This window comes from Phyllobacterium sp. LjRoot231 (assembly GCF_964253365.1).
In the GTDB taxonomy this organism is placed as follows: Bacteria; Pseudomonadota; Alphaproteobacteria; order Rhizobiales; family Rhizobiaceae; genus Phyllobacterium.
On record NZ_CAXUQT020000001.1, the window covers coordinates 1,147,861 to 1,172,856 of the forward strand.

The following is a 24,996-nucleotide window of genomic DNA, read 5'->3' on the forward strand; positions in this document are numbered from 1 at the left end:
TCAAGCTATCGAGTGGAATTCTGTGGGTATCGTCCTTCTGGTGATTTAATGGTGAGTGACGACTGATTTGATCTTCTCAATCTGCTCTTTGAGCATAAGCTTGCGCCGTTTCATATTACTGATCTTCAGGTCGTCGGAGGCGGGACTTAACAGCGCGTCGGAAATTTCCTTTTCGAGCGCTCCATGCTTACGTTCAAGCGTTTCAAGATGAGACTCAATGGCCATCCGGCTTCTCCCTTGGTTGGTTTCGTCACGTATGCATGCTCTGCTTGCCAAGCGGCAAGTTTATGACAGAGCCGTGACACTCTGCCACCACTTTAAGCAATTGTCGAATTTGTTTCGTAGGATTTTCTTGTTCTTTGAAATATGATATGGCGACGTGCTGGCAAGGGCAGGGTTGTCCACAACCAGAAACTGGATTCTTCTACAGCAAATACCGGGAATCACTGCATGTCCGACCAGGATCAGGCTGACATTCGATTGGCAGTCGCAAGATTGAAACAAGAGCATCTGGATTTCGATGCCGCCATACAAGCAATGATCCAGGTTGGATGTGACCAGCTTCGTATTCAGCGAATGAAGAAGAAAAAGCTGATCATCAAAGACAAGCTTATTGAGCTTGAAGACAAGATCACTCCTGACATAATCGCCTGACCTTCAACCTGGAATTTTGCGGCTCCGTAGTTAACTTGCGGCGCCTCGTCTTTTCCGTTAATTGCTCCCGACAGATTTACAGGATGCTCAATGGCTGACAAACGCGCCGATGTCGCAATCATCATGGGAAGCCAGTCAGATTGGGCGACCATGCGTCACGCCGCCGAAACGCTGGACAGTCTCGGCATTTCTCACGATGACCGTATCGTTTCCGCACACAGGACACCTGACAGGCTTGTAAGTTTCGCCAAAGGCGCCCGCGAAGCGGGTTTCAAGGTGATTATCGCAGGTGCGGGTGGGGCTGCTCACTTGCCGGGCATGGCCGCATCGATGACGCCTTTGCCAGTCTTCGGCGTGCCGGTGGAATCGAAAGCGCTTTCCGGGCAGGACTCGCTGTTATCGATCGTGCAGATGCCAGCCGGTATCCCTGTTGGCACGTTGGCGATCGGGCGTGCCGGTGCAGTCAATGCCGCTCTGCTGGCAGCTGCGGTTCTTGCCTTGCATGATGCCGCGTTGGCAAAGCGGCTCGATGGTTTCCGGCAGGCGCAAAGCGACAAAGTCGCAATGAGACCTTCTGACGAGGCATGAAGATGATTTCTCCAGGATCGACGATTGGTATTATCGGTGGTGGTCAGCTTGGCCGTATGCTTGCCATGGCGGCGGCTCGGCTCGGCTACAGGACCGTCATTCTTGAGCCGCACGGAAGTTGTCCGGCGGCGCAGGTCGCAAACGAGCACATCGTTGCGGCCTATGACGATCCGAACGGGCTTGAGCAGCTTGCCGAGCTGTGCGCCGTCATCACCTATGAATTCGAGAATGTTCCTGTCGATTCGGCCGAAATACTCAATGAAATCAAACCGGTGTTTCCGCCATCGGGAGCCTTGAAAGTCTCACAGGACCGCGTCAGCGAAAAGCGCTTTCTCAACAATGCAGGGATCCAGACGACGCAATGGCTCAGTGTCGAGAATGAGGGCGATCTTGAAGCGGCATTGCTGGCGTTTGGCGGCAAGGGGATACTGAAGACGCGCCGTTTCGGCTATGACGGCAAGGGCCAGGTCAAATTTTCGGGTAAAAAAGGCGAAGACGCGAGAGCGGGCTTTGCCGCCATTGGCAGTGTTCCCTCCATCCTTGAGGCGCTGGTCGATTTCACCCGCGAGATTTCCGTTATCGCTGCACGCGATGAAGCCGGCAATATCAAGGTCTATGACATCGCCGAAAATGTCCACAAGAGCGGCATTCTTGCGACGTCGACCGTACCGGTCTCGGTTTCCTCGACCATTGCTGGCCTTGCCGCCGATTCGGCGCGCAAGCTGCTCGAAGGCTTAAAATATGTTGGCGTTGTCGGCATGGAATTCTTCGTGCTTGCCAATGGGACGGTGCTTGCGAATGAATTTGCGCCGCGCGTGCACAATTCCGGTCACTGGACCGAGGCGGCCTGTGCCGTATCGCAATTCGAGCAGCATATCAGGGCGATTACAGGTCTGCCGCTCGGCGATACCAGGCGTCATTCCGACTGCGTCATGGAAAACCTGATCGGAGACGATATCGCAAAAGTTCCGGAAATCCTGAAGGAGACCGGAGCTGTCGTGCATCTCTACGGTAAGGCTGAAGCACGTCCCGGCCGCAAGATGGGGCACGTCACGCGGATAACAAAGAGACTTTAAAGACCTTGCCAATCCACCCTGATGGCCACCTGATGCGAATTTCTCCGCGTCCGGTGCTCATGGACCTAAAGTCCACTGCGCTCCGGTTCTCGAAAATCCCACCAGTTGACTGATCAGGCTGAATTCTCAAAGGTCTTTAGTGCGAAAAATGCGTGATTTCGCTCTGAATCACGCGATGAATCGCGAGCCGGGTGTTGACAATACGGGTATTCCTTGGCTATTTCCCCGCAACGTGTTTCCGGCGCGCTTTTCAGGCGCGCTTTTTATTGGTGCCCGGTTTCGGGCGAAAGATACCGGTGCTGAAATGAAGATCAAGAACTCGCTCAAAGCCTTGAAGGGCCGTCATCGTGACAATCAGCTGGTCCGTCGCAAGGGCCGCATGTACATCATCAACAAGACTGCTCCGCGTTTCAAAGCGCGTCAGGGCTGATCTTACCCGTCTCACGGTTTTTTGCATTTGACGTTTCGCTGATACGGATTACCATTCGTGTCATGCGGAACGTTGTTGTATTTTCAATTGCTTCTTTACTTGCCTTGCTGGTAGTTGCCATGGCGCAGGAACAGCCGCCTATGGAGCAGCAGGCCGCCTTGCCCAACCAGACATTGGCTGAGAAGCGCGCGGCCAGACTGGATGATCTGTTTGCCTCGCTCAAGCGCGAAAGCAACGAAATCAAGGCGGCACGCATCGCCTCGCAGATACAGGCGCAATGGCAGAATTCCGGTAGTCCCACTATCGACCTGATGATGGGCTGGGCCGCCAAGGCGATGGACGACAAGAAGTATTCCGTCGCGCTGGATTTTCTGGACCAGGTCGTCGTGATGAAGCCGGACTATGCCGAAGGCTGGAACAGACGCGCGACCTTGAACTTTCTTGTGAATGACTACGGGCGTTCGATGGCCGATATCCAGAAGACATTGGCGCTTGAACCACGGCATTTCGGGGCTATGGCCGGCATGGCAGCGATCCTGAAGGATACCGGTCGCAAGGAGGCCGCATTACAGGCTTTCGAGCGTGTGCTGACGGTCTATCCAATGATGCGCGAGGCGCAGAAGCAGGCGGGTGAACTGGCCGACGAACTGACCGGCCAGCGCACGTAACGCACGTCGCCACAACCAATTTTCCCGCATAGGTAGAAAAACTTGCGCCAGAATCGATGATTCTTGCATAGGAATCGATAGTTCTTGTGCAGGAATCGGGTCATTCCGTTGCATTTGTCCGTCGGAACGCAATGACCCTCTTTAGAAACGCCTAGATGCCCGTCAGCCCGTCCGATCCGATATAGGCGATGCGCAGCATATTGGTCGAACCAGGCGTACGCAGTGGTACGCCGGCCGAGATGATGATGCGATCACCCGGATTGCCGAACTCTTCCTGATAGGCGATGTGACAGGCGCGATCGACCATGTCGTCAAGGTCGGTGGCGTCTTCAGTTACAACGCAGTGCAATCCCCAGACGAGAGAGAGCTTGCGCGCCGTTTCGACCACAGGCGAAAGCGCGATGATCGGCAACAAGGGCCTCTCGCGTGCCGCGCGCAGTCCGGTTGTGCCGGATGCCGTGTAGGTAACGATAGCCGAGAGGTTGAGCGTTTCGGCGATCTGGCGGGCGGCCAGCGAAATCGCATCGGCTCCGGTCGCGTTCGGCTCGGGACGCTGGGCGTGGATGATGCCCGGATAGTTCGGATCGCGCTCGACCTCTTCGGCAATGCGCGCCATGGTCGATACGGCTTCGACCGGATAGGCGCCGGCGGCGGATTCGGCCGAGAGCATGACCGCATCGGCGCCTTCAAATACGGCCGTCGCAACGTCGGAAACCTCGGCGCGCGTCGGGACCGCCGCGGTGATCATCGACTCAAGCATCTGCGTGGCGACGACGACAGGCTTGCCGGCTCTGCGGCAGGCGCGGATAATCTGCTTCTGGATGCCGGGAACAGTCTCGAGCGGCATTTCCACACCGAGATCGCCGCGGGCGACCATGAGCGCGTCGGAGAGCTCGATGATCTCGTCGAGGCGGGTGACCGCCTGGGGCTTCTCGATCTTCGACAGAAGGGCAACGCGGCCGCGCGAGATCTTGCGCACCTCGGCAAGATCCTCCGGCCGCTGGATAAAGGACAGGGCAACCCAGTCGACTTCTTCCTGCAGGACGGCATCGAGGTCGCGCCGGTCCTTTTCGGTCAGGGCGCTGACCCCGAGCGTCGTATCAGGCAGGCTGACGCCCTTCTTGTCGGAAATCTTGGAGCCGGAAACGACACGGCAGCGAATGTGCTTGCCGTCGGAGGCTTCCGCCACCAGCGCGAGCTTCCCATCATCGATCAGAAGGCGATGGCCTGGCTCGACGGCTTCGAGAATTTCCGGATGTGGCAGGAATACGCGGGTATTGTCGCCCAGCGTGTTAGTGTCGTCGAGCGTGAAGGTCTGGCCGGCGACGAGGTCCGCCTTGCCATCCTTGAACTTTCCGACGCGCAGCTTCGGTCCCTGCAGGTCGGCGAGGATGCCGATCGGACGGCCCACTTCCTTTTCGACATTGCGCAGGCGGCGTACCAGTTCGCGCATCAGATCGTGACTGGCGTGGCTCATATTGATGCGGAACACGTCCGCGCCCGCTTCGAACAACTTGCGGATCATGGCTTCGTCGGAGGAAGCGGGACCCAGTGTGGCTAGAATTTTGACCTTACGACGGCGTCTCATGGAGAAGGGGTATCCGTTACAATTGGAGAGGAAGGAGGATTTTCTTCAGTAAGCTGGACCATCCAGCTCGTCTGCTCGCCGGTATCGTATTCCTGGAATCCGGAGCGCTGGAAACCGCGCGCGAAACAATCATTGATACCGGTAATCTTGAATTGGTTTTCGGCTACACACATGTTCACCTTACCATCCCAACGTCCACCGCTTTGAGCGTCTTCGGCATAGAGATAATAATAGCGCGATGTCAGCGGGCCGACCACTAGTGTCGTGCAGGAGGATGCATTGACATGCCACCAGCCTTCGGTGACCCAGCCGGATTTGGCGCGGTAACCAAGCGCGACGCCGACCAGATTCTGCGTTGTGTTGCAGACGCGAAAATCGGCATGGGCCTTCTCAGGTGCAAAAAAACTGCCCATAATGAAAATGAATAAAAAAGCCGCTAGAAAGCTGCCCAATCGCGTCCGCTGACTGTTTTCAGCGTGGAATATAGAGCACCTGCGCAATATTGCCTCCGTACGTCGTGGTCACCCTTTTCGGTAGTTTCGCGAGCATTGTCAACGCAACCGCGTAGAGTTCCTGCAACACTAAGACAAAAGAATGATGCCTGTGGTGAGAGCAATGCTGTGAAAGACAAAAAACAACCCTTGTTCAGTTTGAAAGAGCTTCCTTGCGTGTCATTGTCTCGCTGTCCCCAACGCGATCATCATAGGGTGGCTTTTCTTGAAGCGATGGCACGCGATCCCAATATGTATGAAGCCAGAAACTATCGATCTGAACCAGATGATTGAGGAATTATCATGAGTAATCTCACCGATGATCAGCGCATTGCGCTTGAAGCTGCTGCTTTTCGCCGGCTTGTGGAGCATTTGCGTGAGCGCAGCGATGTGCAGAACATCGACCTGATGAATCTGGCTGGTTTTTGCCGCAACTGCCTGTCGAACTGGTATCGCGAGGCTGCCGAAGGATCCGGCATAGAGCTTTCCAAGGATGAATCGCGTGAAATCATCTATGGCGAGCCCTATGCGGAGTGGCAGGCAAAGCACCAGCGCGAGGCAAGCGATGCCCAGAAGGCGGCTTTTGAGACGAACAAGCCTGCGCATTGATTGATTGCTCGTTGTTAAAAAGCGATACATCTTATATGACTACAGAGGTCACAGGAGATCGCCGTCATGAAGGAAATCCAGCTCAAGGAAGCGAAAGCCAAATTTTCGCATGTTGTTGATGAGGCAGTAGCAGGGGAAGCCGCTGTCATCACACGTCATGGCAGAAAAGAAGCAGTGATTATAAGCTATAGCGAATATGAGCGTTTGAGCCGGGTTCCTTCTCTCGGTTGGCTTCTGACCAACTCGCCGTTGGAGGAAGGCGATCTTCGGAAGCGGCAACCTTCAAAGGCTCTGCGCAAGCCGGTATTCTAGGGTCAGGACCTGTTAATATGATGGAAATGGTATGAGGCCATCTGTTCGGATACAAGGAGCAAAGGCGATGGAAATGTTTATCCATTTTCAAGTCCTTTGCGACGATGTTGCCGGACAGATGGACCATATCCTCCGGACGCCGAAACGGCTGCAAGCTGCAATGTCGAACCGCTCGGCCGGGGGAAAGACCCCGCCCTTACCGTCTCTCAGAGCATGGTCCCGAAAAGTTGTTCGACTTTTCGGGCAAGACCATGCTCCAAAGAAAAAAGCGGCGCATGTATCTTTCGACCCGGCGAAGAGCCGGATCGGAACATGCGCTGCATCTCATTGCCGTTTCAGGCGCCATTTCGATCATATTAATAGGTCCTGACCCTAACCGTGTATCTTTTGGACACTAATATTGTCAGTCTGATTGCGCCGACGAAACGCAAAACCAAAGCCCACGAGGCCGTAGCGGATTGGATTGTAAACCGGTCCGCGGATCTGTGGCTTTCAGTTATCACCGCCGCTGAAATCGAAGACGGGATATCCAACGCTGCCCGCGCTGGAGCGACCCGCAAGTCGCGCGACCTTGGCGAATGGTGGAGCGAAATTCGTCATTACTACTCGAACCGTTTTTTACCGCTTGATCTTGAGACGGCGAGGGTAACCGGACAGCTCATGACGATCGCCAGGGCTGCGGGGATCAATCCGGGTTTTGAGGATATCGCCATCGCTGCGACGGCACAGAAGAATGACCTGATTCTGCTTACGATCAACGAAAAAGATTTCAAACCATTGGGCATAAGATATCAGAATCCCTTCGACAAGTTGCCCGTTTAACCGCCGTCGCTGACTACGGTGAAAACCCCGAACAACCACCATCCTGACTCTATTGTCTTGACTCATCATGCACTGGTCGGGCATCGGAACCCTTCGCGCGACCGGTCTTGAGTCGCAGAATGAATTTTCACGGAGCGAGAGATGAGCATGGATGATTTGGCGGCGCAGGGTGGTGTCGAAGGTGTTGCGGCTGCGGAACTGAGGCAGTTCATCGAACGTATCGAGCGCCTTGAAGAAGAGAAGACCACGCTTCACAACGACTTTCACACTTTTATCCCCTTTCGATAACGCAAAAAAATTATTCTAATCAGAGGCTTAGGTCGAAAGTTTCTATCGGAAGTGTTCCGATAGGCATGCCTGGTTTGAGGCTGCTAAAACTACCAAGAGTTAAGCAAGTGTGAATAGATTGGACTACAAATTTAACCAGTATGGAGAACCTGAGATGGACGAAATATCAGCGACCGAAGGTGTCGCGGCCGCCGAACTGAGACAGTTTATTGAACGGATAGAACGGCTCGAGGAAGAGAAGACTACTTTGCAAGACGATATAAAGGAGGTCATGGCAGAGGCAAAGGGGCGCGGTTACGATACGAAAATCATTCGTACAATTGTCCGTTTGCGGAAGAAGGACGCTAATGAACGCAAGGAAGAAGAGGCGATCCTTGAGCTTTACATGAACGCGCTCGGTATGGAGTAAATGCCGATTAACGTTTAGAGTCCGCGGGGGGTGAAACGTGTTGTTTATTCTAAAATTCCCGCGGAGCTCCTTAGTTGATCAAGGTCGTTTTGTTTGACTTCTAGAAGTGAGAGGAGGTCAAGCACATCAGCATCCCGAGCTTCCAAGAGCTTTTCAAGTTCGTTCAATTTCTTCCTGAGGATCTTGATTTCATCCCGCTTCTTAGGTTTCGGCTTCTTCGTTGTCAGTCTCTCACCAGAAGGAATTCTCCCTATCCTGATAAACTCAGTTTTGAGCCGTTTAGAAAGATCTATGTTCGTTCTATACAGTGTTGCGCTTCCAACGCGTTTCCATTTCAGGAATGCGGCAGCATTTAAGGCCACTCCTTCCGAGATCGCTTCTTGAACATCTTGGCTATTAGTAATTTTTTTAAGACGCGTGAGGCCTTCCAAGATCCTAGCTTTTGCAGCTGCTGATTTTCGTATAGCCACCACTGGCGCGTTAGTTTTTTTCGCCTGAGCTCTTCGCCTAAATATGATGGCAGGAATATCATGCATTGTTCGCCTCATTATAGAAGCGGTCGGCGATATCCTTGCCGCGCGCTGCCGCTTCTCGCAGGATTTCGGGGGCTCGCGGATTATCAAGTATTCGTTGATGCCTCTCCCGAGCGTGTCGCCAGAACGCAAAAAAGAGCGGGTTTTCGGTCAGCAAAAAATTGATACAGCCATCTCCACAGACCACTGCATGCTTGCGTTCGTCCGGCCGTTGAGAAGATGCTCTTCGAGATTCTGATGTAATGCATTTTGCACTCGCGGCGCTTTTTCTCCACCACGCGCAATATCCCCAGGGCAACGGGAACAGCCGCAGTTCTCGCAAATCGACTAGCTTTTCGATGCGAGAGAAGATTTGTTCTTTTGGCACTACGCTGACGCGAATCTTCGATAATAGTCTCAGAAATGGCTTGGCCGCAGCACCGCTACGCTCCAAACCATCGAAAGCGGCTTTCTCTAAGATAGACAAAGTAAGGGTGCGCTGCTCGACGCTTAGATTGTCTCCGGCCTTCACTTTCATTCCATACAACAACGTCGTGTTGATGTCGGCGTGTCGCAAGTATTGCCGAAGTGCGTCAAGACCCTCTCCCAATTCATAGTACCACACCCATGCAGTGGTAAAGAAGCGACGCAATTCGTGGGGATTTACAAGCCATTGATATCCGTCCTCATCCAATGGAACATTGATTGTTCTACAGAACGAGTCCAATCGGTTCCGCACGGAGCTTTCTTCAGGTGGCCTGCTGCCGGTTTCATAGACACTGAGTTAAGGTGTTCTGCATGAAACCGGAGAGTATGAATGCAAAGACGGAAGTTCAGCCGCGAATACAAGCTTGAAGCGGTGAAGTTGGTGAAGGAGCGTGGCGTGGCTGTTGCGCAGGCTGCCCGCGACCTTGAAGTTCACGAGAATATGCTGCGCAAATGGATCAGGGAGCACGGCTCCGATCCGGTCCAGTCCTTTCCAGGGCATGGACAGATGAAGCCGGAACAGCTTGAGATCGAGCGGCTACGTCGTGAGGTCGCGAAGCTGAAGGCGGAGCGCGATATCCTAAAAAAGGCCGCGGTGGGTTCAACCGGTCAACGCAACATGATTGATTTCATGAAGCATCCGGAGGCTCACGATGGCGAGAACAGGTCGACCAGGTTTAACGCAACAACAGAAGAAAGAGCTTTGGCAACGCTGGAAAGATGGCCAGTCTCTCAGTGATATCGGGCGTGCGCTCGGCAAACATGCAGGCTCTGTTCACGGCGTCTTGTCCGCGACAGGTGGAATTCAGCCGACGGATCGTAAACGATCCTCGCGGTCACTTCGTTTATATGAACGCGAAGAGATTTCCAGGGGGCTGGCTGCGGGCATGTCCGTTCGCAGCATAGCTGCAGGGTTACGACGGTCAGCATCCACGGTAAGCCGTGAGATCAACCGTAATGACGGACGAAGGCACTATCGAGCGGTAAGAGCTGACGAACGCGCCTGGCAACGGGCTTGCCGTCCCAAACCCTGCCTGCTGACCCGGAACCAGGCATTGTGTGCTATCGTGGCCGGGAAACTGGCGTGCCAGTGGTCCCCTGAACAGATCGCTGGATGGCTAAAAGTAAAATTCTCCCACTGCGACGAGACGATGCTCGTGTCTCATGAGACGATCTATAAAAGCCTTTTCATTCAGGCTCGCGGTGTCCTGAAGAAAGAACTGCTCGCGCACTTGCGAACGAACCGCATGATGCGACGTAGCAGGAAATCGACGACACAAGGTCAGCCACGCGGTCAGATTATTGACGCCGTTTCGATCCGGGAGCGACCTGCTGACGTTGAAGATCGTGCAGTTCCTGGCCACTGGGAGGGAGACCTTCTTTCTGGAAGTGCCAACAGCCATATTGCGACTCTCGTCGAGCGGAAATCCCGGTACATTGTTCTTGTGCATGTGGCTGGAAAGGACACCGACAGCGTCGTCGGCGCTTTGACCAGAGAGGCGTTAAAGCTTCCCGAGAACTTGATGATGAGTCTGACTTGGGATCGTGGTAGCGAATTGGCGCAGCACAAGCGATTTAGCCTGGCAACGAATGTGAAGGTCTACTTCTGCGACCCTCAAAGTCCGTGGCAGCGCGGCACCAACGAGAATACAAACAGATTGCTGCGACAATATTTTCCGAAGGGGACCAGCTTGTTAGGTTATAGCCAGGCTGATCTGGACGCGGTCGCGATGCGACTGAATACTCGACCTCGCAAGACACTTGGCTTTCGATCGCCCGCTGATAAACTCGCCGAAGATGTTGCGTTGACCGGTTGAACCCACCGCGGCCTACTTTGCAAGGGACGCGATATGAAGTTCGCATTCATTGCAAAGCACCGTTCGATCTGGCCGGTGGCATGGCTCTGCGAAGCGCTGGGGGTTTCCCGTTCCGGCTTTCATGCCTGGCTCAACCGCTCGCCGAGCGACCATGCCCTCTACGACGAGGTTCTGTTGGACAAGATTGGGCAGAGTTTCAAGTCCAGCGACAGAACCTATGGTGCCCGGCGTGTCTGGCATGATGTGCTGGCTGAAGGGTTGTCGTGCGGTCTTCATCGCATAGAGCGGCTGATGCGTCAGAATGCGCTCAGAGCGAGGCCGCGTCGGCGCGGTCTGCCGAAAGATGCTGGCGACCGATCTATCATCATGCCCAATGTCCTGGATCGCCAGTTCGAAGCCGACAGACCGAACCAGAAATGGGTGGCCGACTTCACCTATATCTGGACGGCCGAGGGTTGGCTTTATGTTGCCGCCGTCATCGACCTGTTCTCACGCCGTGTCGTCGGCTGGTCGATGAATGCGAACATGACGGCGCAGCTCGTCACCGATGCCCTCATCATGGCGATATGGCGCAGAGGAAAGCCGGATGCGCTGTTGCATCATTCCGATCAGGGCAGCCAATACACCAGCGAACAGTTCCAGCGCCTGATGGGCGATCACGGCATCACCTGCTCCATGAGCAGATCGGGGAATGTCTGGGACAACGCAGCGATGGAAAGCTTCTTCTCATCACTGAAAACGGAGAGAACGGCACGAAAGGTTTATCGGACAAGAAATGATGCAAGGGCGGACGTGTTCGATTACATCGAGCGCTTCTACAACCCAAGGCGTCGCCACTCGACATTGGGCTATCTCAGCCCGAACGATTTTGAAACCAAGGTGGGATTAGCTTAACCTCGTGTCCGAAAAACCGGCAGCAGGCCACTTGTCTGGACGAGAAATTGCGTTTGTCGAGAGTGGGGCTGTCAACGATTTCATTGAAGAGCGTTTTCGCTTGCTCAGTGTTGTTCGCCGTCGCCGCGACATAAGCGAGAAATATTTGGCGATTATCAGTGAGAGATTCAGAGACTGCGATGGCACACCGGCAATATGCTTGCGAAAGCGACTTAATCGCCACGCATTGTTCCAACATGTTTGTGATTGGGACTACTTCCACCGAGCTGGTTTGCGCCCGACTATCAGATGGAATCAATGCCAGCAGGATAGCAAGCGCCAGCACGTTGGATCGACCTTCGGACTCTGTTTTCATGCGGTTTCCACTTGATGCATATCCGCAACCCATTTCCCTTGTGTCAGTCGTCAGCGTCGCCTTATTTCGTAACTTTCAAGCGCAAATCGAGGAATTGATAATTGTCATCAATCACGCCTTTGGCAACGACCCTTATCTTATCCACACCGCTAAAACCTGTGTCGGACGTATAAAGAAGCACTGTCATCGGCAGTTTTCGTGAATTGCATTTGTGTCTCTCGTCGCCCGAGTTGAATTTCGGGTTAAGCTGTTCCCGAGAGAGAACAAGTTTGCCGTGCGCAGGACCCGAGACGATTTTTATGTTGGGTAGAGGTATCGACGTTTGGCTTAGGTTTCGCTACTTTATCGCTTCGCGTATTTCTTTCGCTGCTTGTGTGAACTGCGCGGCCGCTCCCTCGGCGAATTGAAGAAACTCCTCGACTTCAAGATGCCTAGTGGGACCAACGATGCGGCCACCCGTGACGTGAACAGATACATAGTTAAGGTTCGTTGCATCTTCTTTCTTCAGCTTGATTATCACGCGCGTGAGCAAGCTGAGATCGATGTCTATTTGTTTCACGAGTCGCCCTGTGCCAAGGTCAAGCTTAAGAGATTTAAAGAAGTCAAATGCCAAATCTGCCCCCATCGTTTCCAAGTATAGATTTATTCAATTGTTACAGCCGTTTGGCAATGGGTGTTTATGGACTTGGAAGGCGGCCGGAGCTTTCTCCACGTGGGAAGGGGTAGGCGGGTTTTTCGGGTGTTTCAGACATCTCGTTTCTTTAGTCTGCGCCTTCCAGTTTGATAAAGATTTTACCGTAGTTGCCCCAGGGAATGTCCTTACGCGCGGGAAAAACGAAATCGTCAGTTTTTCGGATTCGAAGCGTTGACTCGGTGTGTTTAACATTGGCTTCAATAGTGAGATGGTCGCTGCCATTTTCGAAAAGGCAACAGCGTTCTCGGCTAGGTGTAAAGTCCAGCAGTTGGACATCGTAGTGCCCCGCCCGAAACGAGACTATGACTGACAAATGCGTGTTCAGGCCTATCAAACAGTTTTCGTGTCTATGGCAGGTAGATGAGCCATAAAAGGGGGCATTGTCGTCTGTTACCACTCCAACCTCAATTAAATACTCGCCTCGCTCGCTCATACGATCCTGGCCGTGGGCAGCGTAGCCAAGCGAAATCGAGGCTAACAAGATACCGACCAACCGCATGGTAGTTCGCTGGATATGGCTCACAGTAACGCTGGTTCCTCTTCGGCATTTTTCGCTGCAGCAAAACAATCAAATCAGCGCCGAGCAAGGCCCCAATTGATGCAAACCTGATATTCCCAATGCTACTGTGCTAGCGCTGACGTTCGGCACGTAACTGATCTCGTTCACGCCTCAGAGTCTTAATTTCCTCCGATTGGGCCCGAATGGCGGCTGCGGCAATTACAAGTAGATGGCTAGCTCCGAACGAAACGGCAGCTTCTTGTAGGGCTAACAGCTCAAGGTCATCGGCGAGAATCTGATTGTCCATGGCGAATTGATGCCTCAACTGCAGTCTCCTATCAAGCCCGCCGGCCCGATCAAACCATCTGCCCGCCGCAGTTTCTCTGGGTGGCCAGGCTTTCTTTATGCCTTTACGACTATAACGAGGTGTTGTTACCAGTCAGGCAACAATCCCGCTTCGTCTAATGGTAGGACACCGCCCTTTGACGGCGCGAATCGTGGTTCGAGTCCATGAGCGGGAACCAATCTGGAGACACGCATGCTTCGATACATCGCATGGTCGGCATTGGGCATTTTTGTAGTATCTGTCGTAGTGCTAGCTGTCGCTGCCAACTCACTTAATAATCATATCGACAAGTGTGATGATCCGACGTCTGGAAGTTACATTTTTGATGCCAACCTTAGAGCCAAAGCCTGTGGTTAGCGAAACGGTATCGTTCAATGATACGTGGCCGATTGACGGTCCAACACGGCTTCGCGATCGGCCGCAATCGACGCAATGATCTGAAAATCGCGCGCGCCCCCATCGAAGAGGTTCATTATGGTGCGTGCCAAGCGGTCCGCATTTTTATAGGACACCGGGTCTTCGCCGAGAAGCTCACACGCCTTAACGTGGGCATCCTGCATAATGTACCAATCGTCTTCGCTGTAAGTGAGTTTTTCAAAAAGATGCAGAGACATGGCAAATCCTCCAACATCAATGGCTGGAGCGCGTACGGCTCTCAGTCCCTAGTGCGCCGTTGACAGACCAAGCGACCTAAAGATTAAAATACTCACTTGGGCTGGCGTCAATAGTTTGTCTGCCAGTGACAATAACGTTAGGCACGCCGCCACGCCTTAGCCTTACGCCATCGCGTCGGCTTGCCTCTCACGGGCTCATTCTCTGGTGGTGGAACGTAGATGTTTGCCTCTCTCGCAGCCTCAGTGAACGCCACACGCGCAATCGCCGCTGAACATTCTTGAGCCAGACATTTCAAAAGAATCTCTTTGCACGTTTCAAGCTTCGGCCCACTTCTCTCCGGTGGCCATTGATCCAATATGAATGCTGCAGCGTCATAGGCAGAGTTGACGCCTATCATTTTGCCAGGCTGCCTGCCCAAGACTGTGACGGGTGCAAATGCTCTGTAGTCTTCCATCGGGTCATTGCAGCACAATGACTTACGGGATTCCACTCCATCAAATTCTTTATGGTTTACGCTCAATGCGCGACATCGCATCAACAGCGGATGCCGTCCGCACCTTTCGTCGGCGGCGGACCCAACCGTGCTGGGTGTCAGCCCAGCCATGCAAAGTGTGGCCAGTATCCTGAGCCGCTATGCCAACAACGATCTTCCCGTCCTCATCACAGGAGAAACAGGTGTCGGCAAGGAGGTGGCTGCACGATTCCTTCACGAAGTTTCCTCACGGGCACATGAGCCATTCGTGGCAGTCAATTGCGCAGCCATTCCGGCCGACCTAATGGAAAGCGAACTCTTTGGCCATGAGAAGGGTGCTTTTACGGGAGCGACCCAGAGGCATCTGGGCTACGCCGAGCGGGCGGGAAAGGGGACGTTGTTCCTCGACGAAGTTGGCGATATGTCAACGGCGCTTCAAGCCAAGCTGCTGCGGTTGATCGAACAGAAGACGTTCACGCGTGTCGGAGGCGAGTCAACGGTGAACTTCAACGCCCGAATTGTGTCTGCGACGCACCGGACCTTGAACGCTAAATCCCCGGGCAACAATTTCCGCGAAGATCTCTATTTCAGGATTTCCGTCCTTCCGGTGGAGATTCCGCCATTGCGTGAACGTACGGACGACATCATCGGATTGATGGATCACTTCCTTGATGACGTAACCCAGAGAAGTGACACCGACATCCGAGGTTTTAGCTCCTTGGCTGAAGACGCTGCCATCGCTCACCCGTGGCCTGGAAACGTGCGCGAACTCCGCAATAGGGTTGAGCGCGCCGCCGCTTTGGCCCGCGGTGAATGGATTATGCCGGCCGATCTATTCCCGGAGGGCAGTGACACAAAGACATCCACGGGTTTCACTCCCTTGGCTGACGTGCGCGATGCGGCCGAAAAGCGGCAGATCGAGCGAGCGCTCGAGCAAACGGGCGGCCAGATTTCAAAAGCCGCGGGCCTTCTTGCCATTTCGAGAACGACGTTGTGGGAAAAAATGGCACGCTTTGGAATGGTTCCGAAAGATCGTTCCGACATTCGATAGCATCGCCATCAATCTTTAATCCCATTACTTGCTGATAGTGTCTCTGTCCAAATTTGCGGACCGCTCGAATTCCGTTGGTGAGCGATCGAAGGCCAGAGCCAGAGGATGTCGAACCAGTGCGTAGATGATCAACGGCACTCCGAGCACGCCAGGCAGGAACCAGAAAGCAATGTCTGGAAGCTCCTTCCATAGAGGCAAGTTCTTGCCGTTATCCACGTAGAACGCGGTTAGCATGAAGATGTAGGACGCACCCATACCCGTGAGATGTAGCCTGGGCCATTGATACCAGCGCCGCCGGGCGGCTGTACGTCCGATATACGCGGATCCGAATGAAAGGGTCCCTAGAATGAACAAGTGGTAGTTCTGTGCCCAACGTATGAATGACAGGGAGCTCATGGTGGTGAATAGGCCAAACAGGCACCAAAAGTAGAGCGTTCCCCAATTAGAGTGCCGGCCACGACCCTTTTGGCTCAACATCGCGACCGCTCCGGTGGTCGCGGTTGCAAGTCCGAACAGGACATGTACGCCGACGATGGCGAGAAAGACCGGATCAGTGGACGGTATCGGGATGCCCAAAATGACCGTAGTGGCTTCGTCTACCATACCGCCTCCAATGGGGCGCTGATTGCAACGCTTTCACACCACTGGATCAGCGTCGTGGCTGCTTTGGTACACACTTAGGCGGAATAGAATAGCAAAAACCACCAGATCTGGAATCCAGCATGACGTACCTCGGCCACCGCCCAAGACTATCAGTTCAACTGAGGATAAAGTACGTTACTGTTACAAACGGGCTGATGTCCGCAAAGGGGCAAGAACGGACCCAGTCCATACGTGGTAGCGTTTCAGAACGGTGGTAAATCCTCTAATGTCCACTCAGCCCTTTACGCTTAAGCGCCTCATGACAACTCCCGGATGAGCTTCAGCCTGATTGCCCTCGCAAAATCCTCGATTTTGGTGATATCCATGACGAACCTGTTGGGACCCATGATGACGCTCTTGTTGTAATAGTCTGCGAGATCAGTCTCTTCGTCTGATATCACCAACCCATTGATGGTAACTCCCATCTCATCCGCACGGCGGCGGGCCTGAAGGAGAGGTGTCCAGTGTCCTCGCCTGGGTGCTGACGTCTCCATCCCGTCACCGGAGATGTCCACAATTAGCCTTCGGGCGCACAACTGCGGGTTGGAAAGCAGGTCAAGCGCGGCCCAGAGGCCGCCACCTATGTTAGTATTCCCGAACGCCGTGCGCTGATTGCGTTCGATTTCGCGCGCGAACTGTTCCGATGGCTTCATTCCGTCCATGACGAACCAGCCGAGTTTTTGGGAAGGAATTTCGCCGTCTCCCCAGAAGACCGCTGCGACTGCCACACTCCCCGCAGATCGTATGGCCAATAGCACCGCCGTGTCGCGGAAGGCAGAGACGATCGCAGATTTTTGAAACTCGTATTCTTCGTCGGTTATGCTGCCAGAGCCGTCCACCGCCAACACCAGCGCTGTGTCGACGCAGGCTTGCGACCGCGAGACCGCAGTCATAACGGCCAAAATCGCGGCCACGAAAAGCAACGCCTTGCGCATTTCCCCCACCCCCCATGGTTTCGCCCGCGACGAATATTGTTCAACAGCAGCATGCATCCAGCATGAACACGGTCGTCCGACCCGTAATATTCATCGGGTGTTTAGCATCAAACTGGCCACGGCCTGGGAAGACAGTTCCCTTATGAGTTTCCGTCTGATCGCCGCCGAATAGTCGGAATACTGACCGATCCCCATCACGAAAGCGTTGGCTCCGACGAGCACATCCGTCGAATAGTAGCTCGCAAGGTCAGCTACCTCATTGGATATGACCAATGCATTGACGGTCACGCCCATCTCCTTTGCCCGGAGCCGTGCCTGATACAAAGATGCCACTTGCCGCCGTTTTGGTGCCATTGTCTCTTTGCCGTCTCCTGAAACGTTGACGATCGATCTGGTCGCGCACAATTTCGGGTTCGAAAGCAGGTCCAGCGCGGTCCAGATGCCGCTCCCTATGTCGGTATTGCCAAAGACGATCCGATGACTGCTTTCGACTTCCTGCGCGAACGGCTCGGCACCCTTTCCGCCTTTAATAATGAACCAGTCGAGCTTCTGCGAGGCGAATTCACCGTCCCCCCAGAAGACAGCGGAGACTGCAACCGTTCTAGCGCTTCTAAGCGCGGCCAGAACCTCTCTGTCGCGGAATGCAGCCGCTATCGCCGATTTTTGGAAGGCATATTCTTCGTCATTTATGCTGCCTGATCCGTCAACGGCGAGAACGAGCGCAATATCGACACAAGCGTTCGATCCGGCAGGCCAGATTGTGACCAGGAACAATGCCGACACAATGCAAAGCAAATTCTTGCGCATCCCCGATCCCCCCGATCTGGTTTCCAACCGTCTTAGCCGAAGTGACTATGACAGCTGACCGCTTTCTTGGTGTTATAGTGGCGTTATAAGACACACTATTTCTCTCCCGAGGAGGGATTGTTGGCGTTCTCTTTGCACCTGCTTGGAAGGTTTCGGTTGCTTTCAGCAACAGGCGAAGACATTGCGGTCGCGTCTCGCAAGCATCAAGTGCTGATTGCGAGACTGGCGCTGGCAAATGGACGACCTATTTCAAGGTCGAAACTTGCGGGACTGTTGTGGGCAGAACAGACCGAAGATCATGCTCGCAACAGTCTGCGTCAAGGCTTTTTCTCGGTCAGGCGCGCCGTTGAAGGCCATGGTCCTGCGCCATTCCTTATGGACGCTGATTCAGCCTGGATAGAGCGCGATGAAATTGTCAGTGACGTGCAAATTCTCGTTGGAGCGGCAACTGACCAATTGCCCTTCGTGCTCGACAAACTCGAGGGAGAGTTCCTCGAAGGGCTGAAATTCAACGATGAAACATTGGATGAATGGCTTCGGATCGAGCGGGATCGACACCGCACATTGCTGATCGATTTTTTAACATCTGTCGCTGATTGCGTGGAAAATGCGGGCGATACCCAGCAATCGTTGCAAATTGCCCGATGCCTCTTACGGCACGATCCGTATCACGAGCCCTCCCATAGAGTCATTCTCCGCAATCATCTCGAACGGGGCGAACGAGGTCGGGCGATCGGCCACTACGACACGATGAGGGCACTGCTGCAGTCCGATCTTGCAGTTTCACCAGATGCCGAAACTCTCAATCTCATGGATAGGATACATAGCCCACCCGAACAGCCTTTCATCGCGTTGACGGACACGAGGCCAAGACTGGCCATCCTGCCAATCAAAAGCCGATCCGGGCACATTGACGAGCAGACACTTACAGATGCTTTGACCCGCGATCTGATCGGCGAACTCGCTCGGTTCTCGCCGATCTCGGTCGTCGCGGCGGCGACCATGTTCACCCTCAGCGGAAAAAATCTTGCAGTGGACGAGATCGGCAGGCGTTTGGATGCCAACTACATTCTGGAAGTTGCCATCCTATCCAACGGATCGTCGCTCGCCCAGCTTGTTTCCGTGCAAAGCGGGACGCAGATCTGGAGCAGGAAATACCTGGATGCAGATGTCAGGTTCCCCGCCGGGCAAGAAAAACTCGTTCACAGGATCAGCGGCAATCTCTATCAATTTCTCATGAAACATGCCGCGAGCAATTTGGCTATGACATCTGAGGAAGGGGCCAATAGCGAGCAGCTCTATCTGCAGGTGTTTTATCATGTCGAACGGCCGACCTTGAAGGGAATGATCCGGGCACGGCGGCTGTGCAACCGACTTCTCATCATGGATCCCGGCCATGTCTTGGTTCGTGAGAGCCTGGCTTGGATAAACTTCCATTCTTGTTTCAACGGTTGGCTGAACGATCCTCTGCGCGGGTTTCGCGACGCTCGCGACCTGGCCATGACCGGAATGGGACTCGACGACCGCGAGCCCTATCTGCTCAGCGCCTATAGTCTGGCCGAAATGTATCTCGGTAATACGAAATCGGGGCTGGAGGGACTGCAACGTGCTGTCGATCTCAACCCGAACGATGCGGAGTTTCATACGTGGCTCGGCATCGGGCTGACCTTGGTCGGCAGGTTTGACGAGGCGCATGCAGCCTTTGACGAGGCCGACCAGGTCAGCCCAGATTATCATCCAATCTTCCTGTTCCGCGGCGATGCGCACTTCACCTCGGGAAACTATGAAAACGCAATCTCATGCCTGAACCGATTTCTTGTCGTGCTTCCGGAATATCACTGGGGCCGTCTCCTGCGCGGAGCAGCGCACGAAGCCTTAGGGAACGCGCAAGCAGCCAAGGAGGATGTTTCATACGTCCGACAGAACGCGCTGATGCTGACAGGTCAATATCTCCAGCAACTGCTCCATGCGCGCAGCTCATTGTTCAAAGACGGACTATGGTTGCACCTCTGTGCAGCGGGCCTGCCATGGTCCTGATAGCGCATGACGTGACATCTAAACGTTCGCGCAGCCACGCAGTCGATGCAACCAAAGGCTTAATATTGGCTCGCTTACGTGTCTGGCGGTGGACGATTGCAAGCAATCTTGGGATTTTTAAACGTCCGCTTCGCGCCGATACTGTTGAAACAGTTTTCGTATTGGGTCCTTCGCGGATAAATGAACGCGTTCCACCTGTGGAGAATTGGGCCAATTCACAACGGCGACGGGCGTGATATGCTGGCGTCATGCATCCGAGCACTCGATATGCACGAAGTGGCGGTCTGAACATTGCCTATCAGGTGATTGGTGATGGTCCTCTCGACATAATCTACGTTCCTGGCTTTGTCTCCAATCTCGACTATGCTTGGACGTTTCCGCGTATGGCGCACGTATTCGAGCGACTGAGTGGGTTTGCCCGATTGATCCTTTTCGACAAGCGCGGCACGGGGCTTCCCGACGATGCACCGATGGATCATCCAAAGGTGCAGGAGCTGCGCGAACTGTCTCTCTGGTCAGAGGGCCAAGTCTGGACGAGTCCTGAGCGGCACGGCGCGATGACTGGCGTTATGAAGTCACAGATCGACTGGATTCCATTAGCAATGGGGGCGATCCGCCCAACCCAAGGACGCACGCTCGCGGTCATGCAAGTTTCCGGTGGTTCTCAATCGTTCAACGCGGTTAACCAGATGCGGGTGCTCGGACGCTGGATGCGTATGATCACCATCCCAAATCAGTCTTCAGTGGCAAAGGCCTATCAGGAGTTTGACGAGCACGGCCGCATGAAGCCTTCGGCCTATTACGACCGCGTCGTTGATGTCATGGAAGAGCTGGTCAAATTTACGCTTCTGACCCGCGACGTGTCGGGCTAGCTACCGACCGATACAGCGAGAGGAAAGAGAATGCAGCTGCACTGGACCAACGGGTCAATCTGAAGTCAGCAGTTTAGAGATTTTGCTATCACACTTGTGCGCAGGGTTTAAGAACAATGGTTCTCAATCCAGATCAGTTTTTTCACACGGTAGCTTCGCACCAGATTCCGCGAATCCGCATTGCTGGCATCGTTGTAGATGGAGACAGTGTTCTCGTTCAGCAGCCGACAGATGATCCACATTCATGCTATGCATTCATCGGTGGCGAATACGAAATTGGTGACACATTCGAATCTCGATTGCGGAAAGAGTTTGAGGAAGAGACCAATTCCCGCATCATCGAATGTAGATACCTTGTACCTTTTCTGCGTCGAGAACCACTTCCGACATTAAGGCAACACTATCCAGCAGGCGGAACATTTCTTTCTGGTAAAATTAGATCGGCATGATGTGTCGAGCCGCGAGCCACATCTGAAACAGCACTGGCTATCGTTTTCAGAACTTGCGGATGCCGATCTCCGTCCGAATGTTGTGCGAGGTTCATTGATTAACGGCACATATTTGACTGATCGACTTCTGCTGCAGCAGGCGACGCGAGAAAACCGTTGAACGCAAGCCGTTTCCCAAATGCTGTTAGCGGAGCTTGCTTATCGCACTGCCTGGAATCCACCGAAAACAATCAGAAAATTGGCAACAAGCCAATTATATTCCTTCGTTGTCGAACCCATAGGCGCGTTGTACGAGGGCGACGCGGACTTCGTAGCGCGCGTACCAGTCTGCCCGGCCGCGTCGCTGCGCCTCAACGTGATCGACGACCGCTTTCCAGGCGCGGATGCTCTCTTCGTCCTTCCAATAGGAATGGAGTATACCGAAGCCATCCGCACCACGGGCGCTTTCGAAACCGAGATAGCCCGGCTGCTGTTTTGCCAGTTCCACCATTGTATAGCCCATTTCACCATAGCCGTTGTCGCCCTCCGTTCGTTGCGAGGAGAAACTCACCATGTAGTAGGGTGGCGCATGCAAGTCAGCGATGGACATGTCGACCTCCTATCAGATTATCCAGCCAGCTTTTTCATACCATTTCGCGCTCAAGATGCTTTCAACGAGCCACGGATCCTCTGTTTTTTCGTCATTGCGTTCCTCTGGGAGCTCAAGTGCCCGAACTTGTGACGAGTATAACCTCCCCATTTGAAACCCACATAGGGTCGCCACAACACAATGCACTAAAAACCTCGAAATGACGGACCTTCGCCTCTCTCGGCGGCCCTTTTGCGCAGCATCACAGTGGTGCAACCTAGCGATACCGTGGCATCGTCTCTTGTCGCATATAGATGACATTATAATCCATAACGTTACTTTTAAATGACAGCTGTTGGCAGTCACGCGAGTTTAGGTTACGTCACTTATAAATGACCCAATGAGACCTTGCGTCGTCTATAGGTGACAAAATGAGCAAAAACGCCCTTATTATGCCTGGAGAAGTTAATGATGCTGCAGTGACAATGGGCCGGCAGCTCCGCACGGCGAGACTGCGCCGCAACTTGAAGTTGGAAGACGTCGCTTCACGCATTGGCGTTCACCGAGTTACAGTATCGCGCCTCGAAAAGGGGGATCCGACAGTCTCGGTAGGAGTGGTTATTACGGCCTTGTGGGTTTACGGGCTGCTGCCGGACCTAGTATCGATCGCCAATCCGCTGAACGACAGGGTGGGTAACGCGCTTGAAGCTTCGGCATCGAGGCAGCGCGCCAGGACAGGCACCGGAGGTATGGACGATGACTTCTAAGGTCGATCCATAAGTCAACAGCACATTCGTGTAGATGTCCCGGAGATCTCATTGCTATTTCCTGACACACTACGAGCCCGACCGTGCGGTCGGGTCCAAGGAGCCAAACCTAGTGAACATTGTAAACCGCGATGGGGTCGACGCCTGATTTATAAAACATCGCCCCCATCGCTATCCAACACTAGGAACACAAGCACCTTATCGTTGATGCCCCGGATATCTCGTTGCTCTTCCCTGACACACTACGAGCCCGACCATGGGGTCGGCTCCAAGGTGCCAACCCCTTTTATCAGAAGCCGCTTGGGCTGAAGGTTCTATCGGGAGACATATTCTTGAATTGATAGAATGTGTGAAAAGGACGATATCAAGGAAGTGATGGCCGAGGCCAAGGGCCGAGGTTACGACACGAAAATTATCCGGACAATCGTTCGCCTGCGCAAGAAGGACGCCAACGAGCGCAAGGAAGAAGAAGCCATTTTGGAGCTTTATATGAACGCGCTTGGAATGGTTTGATCAACGTTTTTGAATGTTTGGGTTTCGCAATTTTTCGGTCGGAGCATGCAGGTCCGTATCTGCAGGCAGCTGCACAAGTTACTGAATTTTGCTCGAAGAATTTTAACTTCGTCCCGTCTGGATGCGGGGCGAGTCGTTTTCTTCTTTGACGCCTTCACGCGGCGTTTCAATCGAAGGAGTTGCTCGTCAAGTTCCAACGTCTTGAACCCATCGACTGTAGCCGGAACACCCGACTGCTGAGAATTCACGTCGGTTTTTTTATGTTTTTGGCCCTCTCGGGAGGCGAACCACGAATGTCTGCGGCAGTCATGGACCGGTTCGCTCGCTTACCGACGAGAGCCTGCTTGGCAGATCGACCTGGCGACAATAGAGCCGCAAGATTAACAGGCTTTAGCTTCACGCTTAGGCGAAGAAAAGGCTGTGCCGCAGGCGAAGATTCAACTCAACTGAGCAACGCACGGTAAACCCAGCCGGCGCCAATCACGAGAGCGACCGAGGCGACGAAAACGACCAGAAGAATGAGCACCGCCTGGTCCATGTGCGGCATGTGGTTGTGATGAGGGCGATTACTAAACTTGGACACCCGGGCCTCCATTGAAAGGCATTCTTTAGATAGCTTACAGAGCCGGAATTTGGAGAGCACTCCAAGAGCCATTATCGGGCGTGTGCAAATAACTTCATCCAAACTCGTCCTGCCTAAGGATATTCCTGGCCATTTGCCATGCTGCCATCAAGTATCCCATCCGCTTTGCATTCGAATCCGGTCCCCAATCGATCTGGGGAGCGCGGGTTCGAACATCATGCGGTCAGTCAATCGCAGTAATCGACTGAGTAATCCCAACGGTACGGATATTCGCAAAAATAATATCCGTAGTTATCGTCGCGCCGGAAATCCCTAAAGTGATCCCTGCGGTCTGCAATCCGATCATGGCTCGTCGCGAACCCGCGATCACTTCCAAAGATGCCACGGCCGAAGATACCACCGCCGTGTGAGCCATGATCGCCGCCGCCGAAGTCGCCACGACTACCGCCAAAGCTATGACCGCCACCGCCGTGATCGCCGCCACCGCCATGACCACCACCACCGCCGCCGCCACCGCCGTGCGCCATCGATTCAGTCGCCGAACCGGCCGCCAGCATTGCGCCTAAAGCTACTATCGCTATCGCTGTTGCTGATTTTCTCATAATTCACTCCTAAATTTGGAAGCTTCCAGATTTGCTGAAAGCCATCCACCTAATTTAGGAACGGCAAGGCGGTCACAGTATAATACGTTGGTTTATATACGGTGATATTCTAGTCTTAGAATGCGTGACAGGTGCTGGCTCGCCGCCCACCGGGGACCGCTGGATCTGTATTGGTCCACCCTTCTCAGGAGCCCTGCTTTTCAGGAGCGTGCATCTCCTGTTCCCGAGCACGGTAGAGGGCATCGATAGCAGTCTGAATCTCCACGAGGTTCTTGAGCGGTCCAGGGTTTGCACCGTTCTGTGCAATCTGCAGGATTTCCTGACGACGCGAAGATATCAGTTCCTTGATCGCCAAATCAATTTCCTTGACGTGCTGTGTTGCCATATAAGTTCTCCAAGACTGCTTGAGTCGTGATGATCGGCTCCAGGAGGTTGATATCAACGTCAATCGTGGAAGACAATTCTCGTAAACGTGATTGCCGTCCGCTTTGGCGCAGTGCGACGTTCGGCAACTCTCTCGTCGCGCTGCCAGCATAGCTTCCCAA

Annotated in this window: 31 protein-coding genes, 1 tRNA gene and 4 pseudogenes; 20 read left to right on the forward strand and 16 right to left on the reverse strand. The window is 53.8% G+C overall.

What is annotated here, in order from left to right:
• Positions 1–45 precede the first annotated feature (45 nt).
• Positions 46–225, reverse strand: coding sequence for a YdcH family protein (locus ACSQ3H_RS05515; RefSeq protein ID WP_436116120.1), 180 nt, complete (start codon positions 223–225; stop codon positions 46–48).
• Between the two features lie 225 nt (positions 226–450).
• On the opposite strand from ACSQ3H_RS05515, the gene ACSQ3H_RS05520 reads away from it, so the two are divergent.
• The 5 genes from ACSQ3H_RS05520 to ACSQ3H_RS05540 all read left to right on the forward strand — a co-directional run bounded on the left by ACSQ3H_RS05520 (position 451) and on the right by ACSQ3H_RS05540 (position 3,416).
• A complete protein-coding gene (locus tag ACSQ3H_RS05520) occupies positions 451–654 on the forward strand; it encodes a YdcH family protein (RefSeq protein WP_099997693.1) in 204 nt (67 codons plus the stop codon).
• 90 nt (positions 655–744) lie between these two features.
• On the forward strand, positions 745–1,242 hold the full coding sequence (gene purE, locus ACSQ3H_RS05525; protein ID WP_436116121.1) for a 5-(carboxyamino)imidazole ribonucleotide mutase: 498 nt from the start codon (positions 745–747) through the stop codon (positions 1,240–1,242).
• Between the two features lie 2 nt (positions 1,243–1,244).
• Positions 1,245–2,318 (forward strand): 5-(carboxyamino)imidazole ribonucleotide synthase, encoded by a 1,074-nt coding sequence (locus ACSQ3H_RS05530; RefSeq protein ID WP_436119363.1) that lies wholly within the window; start codon positions 1,245–1,247, stop codon positions 2,316–2,318.
• Positions 2,319–2,622: 304 nt separating this feature from the next.
• Entirely contained in the window at positions 2,623–2,748 is a 126-nt protein-coding gene (gene ykgO / locus ACSQ3H_RS05535) for a type B 50S ribosomal protein L36 (RefSeq protein WP_100000962.1), read from the forward strand.
• 119 nt (positions 2,749–2,867) lie between these two features.
• A complete protein-coding gene (locus ACSQ3H_RS05540) occupies positions 2,868–3,416 on the forward strand; it encodes a hypothetical protein (RefSeq protein ID WP_436116122.1) in 549 nt (182 codons plus the stop codon).
• A gap of 151 nt (positions 3,417–3,567) precedes the next feature.
• Here the strand turns inward: ACSQ3H_RS05540 and pyk are convergent, their stop codons facing one another.
• Positions 3,568–5,004: a pyruvate kinase gene (gene pyk / locus ACSQ3H_RS05545; RefSeq protein WP_436116123.1), complete on the reverse strand. Its 1,437-nt coding sequence runs from the start codon at positions 5,002–5,004 to the stop codon at positions 3,568–3,570.
• The gene (locus ACSQ3H_RS05550) at positions 5,001–5,417 is read right to left on the reverse strand and encodes a DUF1036 domain-containing protein (RefSeq protein ID WP_436116124.1); all 417 of its coding nucleotides are present in this window, start codon (positions 5,415–5,417) and stop codon (positions 5,001–5,003) included. Before ACSQ3H_RS05550 ends, pyk begins: the two co-directional genes overlap by 4 nt.
• A 381-nt stretch (positions 5,418–5,798) precedes the next feature.
• Between ACSQ3H_RS05550 and ACSQ3H_RS05555 the strand changes: the two genes are divergently transcribed.
• From ACSQ3H_RS05555 to ACSQ3H_RS05575, 5 genes are all read left to right on the forward strand, one after another.
• Positions 5,799–6,104 (forward strand): DUF1244 domain-containing protein, encoded by a 306-nt coding sequence (locus ACSQ3H_RS05555; protein ID WP_436116125.1) that lies wholly within the window; start codon positions 5,799–5,801, stop codon positions 6,102–6,104.
• A 66-nt stretch (positions 6,105–6,170) separates the two neighbouring features.
• Positions 6,171–6,416 carry a type II toxin-antitoxin system Phd/YefM family antitoxin gene (locus ACSQ3H_RS05560; RefSeq protein ID WP_436116126.1) on the forward strand — a complete coding sequence of 82 codons (246 nt, stop codon included), beginning with the start codon at positions 6,171–6,173 and terminating at the stop codon, positions 6,414–6,416.
• A gap of 378 nt (positions 6,417–6,794) precedes the next feature.
• Entirely contained in the window at positions 6,795–7,238 is a 444-nt protein-coding gene (locus ACSQ3H_RS05565; RefSeq protein WP_436116127.1) for a type II toxin-antitoxin system VapC family toxin, read from the forward strand.
• Between the two features lie 141 nt (positions 7,239–7,379).
• Positions 7,380–7,526, forward strand: coding sequence for a GapR family DNA-binding domain-containing protein (locus ACSQ3H_RS05570; RefSeq protein ID WP_436116128.1), 147 nt, complete (start codon positions 7,380–7,382; stop codon positions 7,524–7,526).
• Between the two features lie 154 nt (positions 7,527–7,680).
• Positions 7,681–7,935, forward strand: coding sequence for a DUF2312 domain-containing protein (locus tag ACSQ3H_RS05575; RefSeq protein WP_436116129.1), 255 nt, complete (start codon positions 7,681–7,683; stop codon positions 7,933–7,935).
• Positions 7,936–7,979: 44 nt separating this feature from the next.
• Here the strand turns inward: ACSQ3H_RS05575 and ACSQ3H_RS05580 are convergent, their stop codons facing one another.
• Positions 7,980–8,471, reverse strand: coding sequence for a hypothetical protein (locus ACSQ3H_RS05580; protein ID WP_436116130.1), 492 nt, complete (start codon positions 8,469–8,471; stop codon positions 7,980–7,982).
• Positions 8,464–9,141, reverse strand: a complete 678-nt coding sequence (locus tag ACSQ3H_RS05585; protein ID WP_436116131.1) for a hypothetical protein — start codon at positions 9,139–9,141, stop codon at positions 8,464–8,466. The genes ACSQ3H_RS05580 and ACSQ3H_RS05585 overlap by 8 nt, the downstream gene beginning before the upstream one ends.
• Positions 9,142–9,264: 123 nt before the next feature.
• Here ACSQ3H_RS05585 and ACSQ3H_RS05590 point away from each other — a divergent pair.
• The 3 genes and pseudogenes from ACSQ3H_RS05590 to ACSQ3H_RS05600 all read left to right on the forward strand — a co-directional run.
• A pseudogene (locus ACSQ3H_RS05590) lies at positions 9,265–9,522 on the forward strand (transposase); the annotation flags it as partial.
• Between the two features lie 64 nt (positions 9,523–9,586).
• Positions 9,587–10,750 carry an IS30 family transposase gene (locus tag ACSQ3H_RS05595; protein ID WP_436116132.1) on the forward strand — a complete coding sequence of 388 codons (1,164 nt, stop codon included), beginning with the start codon at positions 9,587–9,589 and terminating at the stop codon, positions 10,748–10,750.
• Between the two features lie 6 nt (positions 10,751–10,756).
• Positions 10,757–11,644: pseudogene (locus ACSQ3H_RS05600) on the forward strand (IS3 family transposase); the annotation flags it as partial.
• Here the strand turns inward: ACSQ3H_RS05600 and ACSQ3H_RS05605 are convergent.
• Together ACSQ3H_RS05605 and ACSQ3H_RS05610 are read right to left on the reverse strand one after the other, a co-directional pair.
• The gene (locus tag ACSQ3H_RS05605; protein WP_436116133.1) at positions 11,604–11,999 is read right to left on the reverse strand and encodes a hypothetical protein; all 396 of its coding nucleotides are present in this window, start codon (positions 11,997–11,999) and stop codon (positions 11,604–11,606) included. The pseudogene ACSQ3H_RS05600 and the gene ACSQ3H_RS05605 sit on opposite strands and share 41 nt — an antisense overlap.
• 337 nt (positions 12,000–12,336) lie before the next feature.
• A complete protein-coding gene (locus ACSQ3H_RS05610; protein ID WP_436116134.1) occupies positions 12,337–12,612 on the reverse strand; it encodes a hypothetical protein in 276 nt (91 codons plus the stop codon).
• Positions 12,613–13,642: 1,030 nt separating this feature from the next.
• Here ACSQ3H_RS05610 and ACSQ3H_RS05615 point away from each other — a divergent pair.
• Positions 13,643–13,716: transfer RNA gene (locus tag ACSQ3H_RS05615), tRNA-Gln, on the forward strand.
• Positions 13,717–13,909: 193 nt separating this feature from the next.
• Here the strand turns inward: ACSQ3H_RS05615 and ACSQ3H_RS05620 are convergent.
• Together ACSQ3H_RS05620 and ACSQ3H_RS05625 are read right to left on the reverse strand one after the other, a co-directional pair.
• A complete protein-coding gene (locus tag ACSQ3H_RS05620) occupies positions 13,910–14,152 on the reverse strand; it encodes a hypothetical protein (RefSeq protein ID WP_436116135.1) in 243 nt (80 codons plus the stop codon).
• A gap of 137 nt (positions 14,153–14,289) precedes the next feature.
• Positions 14,290–14,757 (reverse strand): DUF982 domain-containing protein, encoded by a 468-nt coding sequence (locus ACSQ3H_RS05625; protein WP_436116136.1) that lies wholly within the window; start codon positions 14,755–14,757, stop codon positions 14,290–14,292.
• On the opposite strand from ACSQ3H_RS05625, the gene ACSQ3H_RS05630 reads away from it, so the two are divergent.
• Positions 14,735–15,676, forward strand: coding sequence for a sigma-54 interaction domain-containing protein (locus tag ACSQ3H_RS05630; RefSeq protein WP_436116137.1), 942 nt, complete (start codon positions 14,735–14,737; stop codon positions 15,674–15,676). The two genes, ACSQ3H_RS05625 and ACSQ3H_RS05630, sit on opposite strands and share 23 nt — an antisense overlap.
• Before the next feature lie 24 nt (positions 15,677–15,700).
• Here ACSQ3H_RS05630 and ACSQ3H_RS05635 read toward each other — a convergent pair whose 3' ends face one another.
• The 3 genes from ACSQ3H_RS05635 to ACSQ3H_RS05645 all read right to left on the reverse strand — a co-directional run bounded on the left by ACSQ3H_RS05635 (position 15,701) and on the right by ACSQ3H_RS05645 (position 18,060).
• Complete coding sequence (locus tag ACSQ3H_RS05635; protein ID WP_436116138.1) at positions 15,701–16,279, reverse strand: hypothetical protein; 579 nt, start codon at positions 16,277–16,279, stop codon at positions 15,701–15,703.
• Between the two features lie 296 nt (positions 16,280–16,575).
• The gene (locus ACSQ3H_RS05640; protein WP_436116139.1) at positions 16,576–17,253 is read right to left on the reverse strand and encodes a DUF1194 domain-containing protein; all 678 of its coding nucleotides are present in this window, start codon (positions 17,251–17,253) and stop codon (positions 16,576–16,578) included.
• Positions 17,254–17,343: 90 nt separating this feature from the next.
• Entirely contained in the window at positions 17,344–18,060 is a 717-nt protein-coding gene (locus ACSQ3H_RS05645; RefSeq protein ID WP_436116140.1) for a DUF1194 domain-containing protein, read from the reverse strand.
• 156 nt (positions 18,061–18,216) lie between these two features.
• On the opposite strand from ACSQ3H_RS05645, the gene ACSQ3H_RS05650 reads away from it, so the two are divergent.
• From ACSQ3H_RS05650 to ACSQ3H_RS05660, 3 genes and pseudogenes are all read left to right on the forward strand, one after another.
• The gene (locus ACSQ3H_RS05650) at positions 18,217–20,097 is read left to right on the forward strand and encodes a BTAD domain-containing putative transcriptional regulator (protein ID WP_436116141.1); all 1,881 of its coding nucleotides are present in this window, start codon (positions 18,217–18,219) and stop codon (positions 20,095–20,097) included.
• Between the two features lie 431 nt (positions 20,098–20,528).
• Positions 20,529–21,046: pseudogene (gene arsH / locus ACSQ3H_RS05655) on the forward strand (arsenical resistance protein ArsH); the annotation flags it as partial.
• 39 nt (positions 21,047–21,085) lie between these two features.
• Positions 21,086–21,418, forward strand: coding sequence for an NUDIX domain-containing protein (locus ACSQ3H_RS05660; protein WP_436116142.1), 333 nt, complete (start codon positions 21,086–21,088; stop codon positions 21,416–21,418).
• Between the two features lie 253 nt (positions 21,419–21,671).
• On the opposite strand, the gene ACSQ3H_RS05665 is transcribed toward ACSQ3H_RS05660, so the two are convergent.
• The gene (locus ACSQ3H_RS05665; RefSeq protein WP_436116143.1) at positions 21,672–22,007 is read right to left on the reverse strand and encodes an antibiotic biosynthesis monooxygenase family protein; all 336 of its coding nucleotides are present in this window, start codon (positions 22,005–22,007) and stop codon (positions 21,672–21,674) included.
• Between the two features lie 410 nt (positions 22,008–22,417).
• Here ACSQ3H_RS05665 and ACSQ3H_RS05670 point away from each other — a divergent pair, with 410 nt between their 5' ends.
• Both ACSQ3H_RS05670 and ACSQ3H_RS05675 read left to right on the forward strand, forming a co-directional pair.
• Positions 22,418–22,753, forward strand: coding sequence for a helix-turn-helix domain-containing protein (locus tag ACSQ3H_RS05670; protein ID WP_436116144.1), 336 nt, complete (start codon positions 22,418–22,420; stop codon positions 22,751–22,753).
• Positions 22,754–23,113: 360 nt separating this feature from the next.
• A pseudogene (locus tag ACSQ3H_RS05675) lies at positions 23,114–23,266 on the forward strand (DUF2312 domain-containing protein); the annotation flags it as partial.
• 442 nt (positions 23,267–23,708) lie between these two features.
• On the opposite strand, the gene ACSQ3H_RS05680 reads toward ACSQ3H_RS05675, so the two are convergent.
• From ACSQ3H_RS05680 to ACSQ3H_RS05690, 3 genes are all read right to left on the reverse strand, one after another.
• Positions 23,709–23,849 carry a hypothetical protein gene (locus ACSQ3H_RS05680; RefSeq protein WP_436116145.1) on the reverse strand — a complete coding sequence of 47 codons (141 nt, stop codon included), beginning with the start codon at positions 23,847–23,849 and terminating at the stop codon, positions 23,709–23,711.
• 227 nt (positions 23,850–24,076) lie between these two features.
• Positions 24,077–24,451 carry a hypothetical protein gene (locus ACSQ3H_RS05685; protein ID WP_436116146.1) on the reverse strand — a complete coding sequence of 125 codons (375 nt, stop codon included), beginning with the start codon at positions 24,449–24,451 and terminating at the stop codon, positions 24,077–24,079.
• A 184-nt stretch (positions 24,452–24,635) separates the two neighbouring features.
• Positions 24,636–24,836: a hypothetical protein gene (locus ACSQ3H_RS05690; protein ID WP_436116147.1), complete on the reverse strand. Its 201-nt coding sequence runs from the start codon at positions 24,834–24,836 to the stop codon at positions 24,636–24,638.
• Positions 24,837–24,996: the final 160 nt, after the last annotated feature.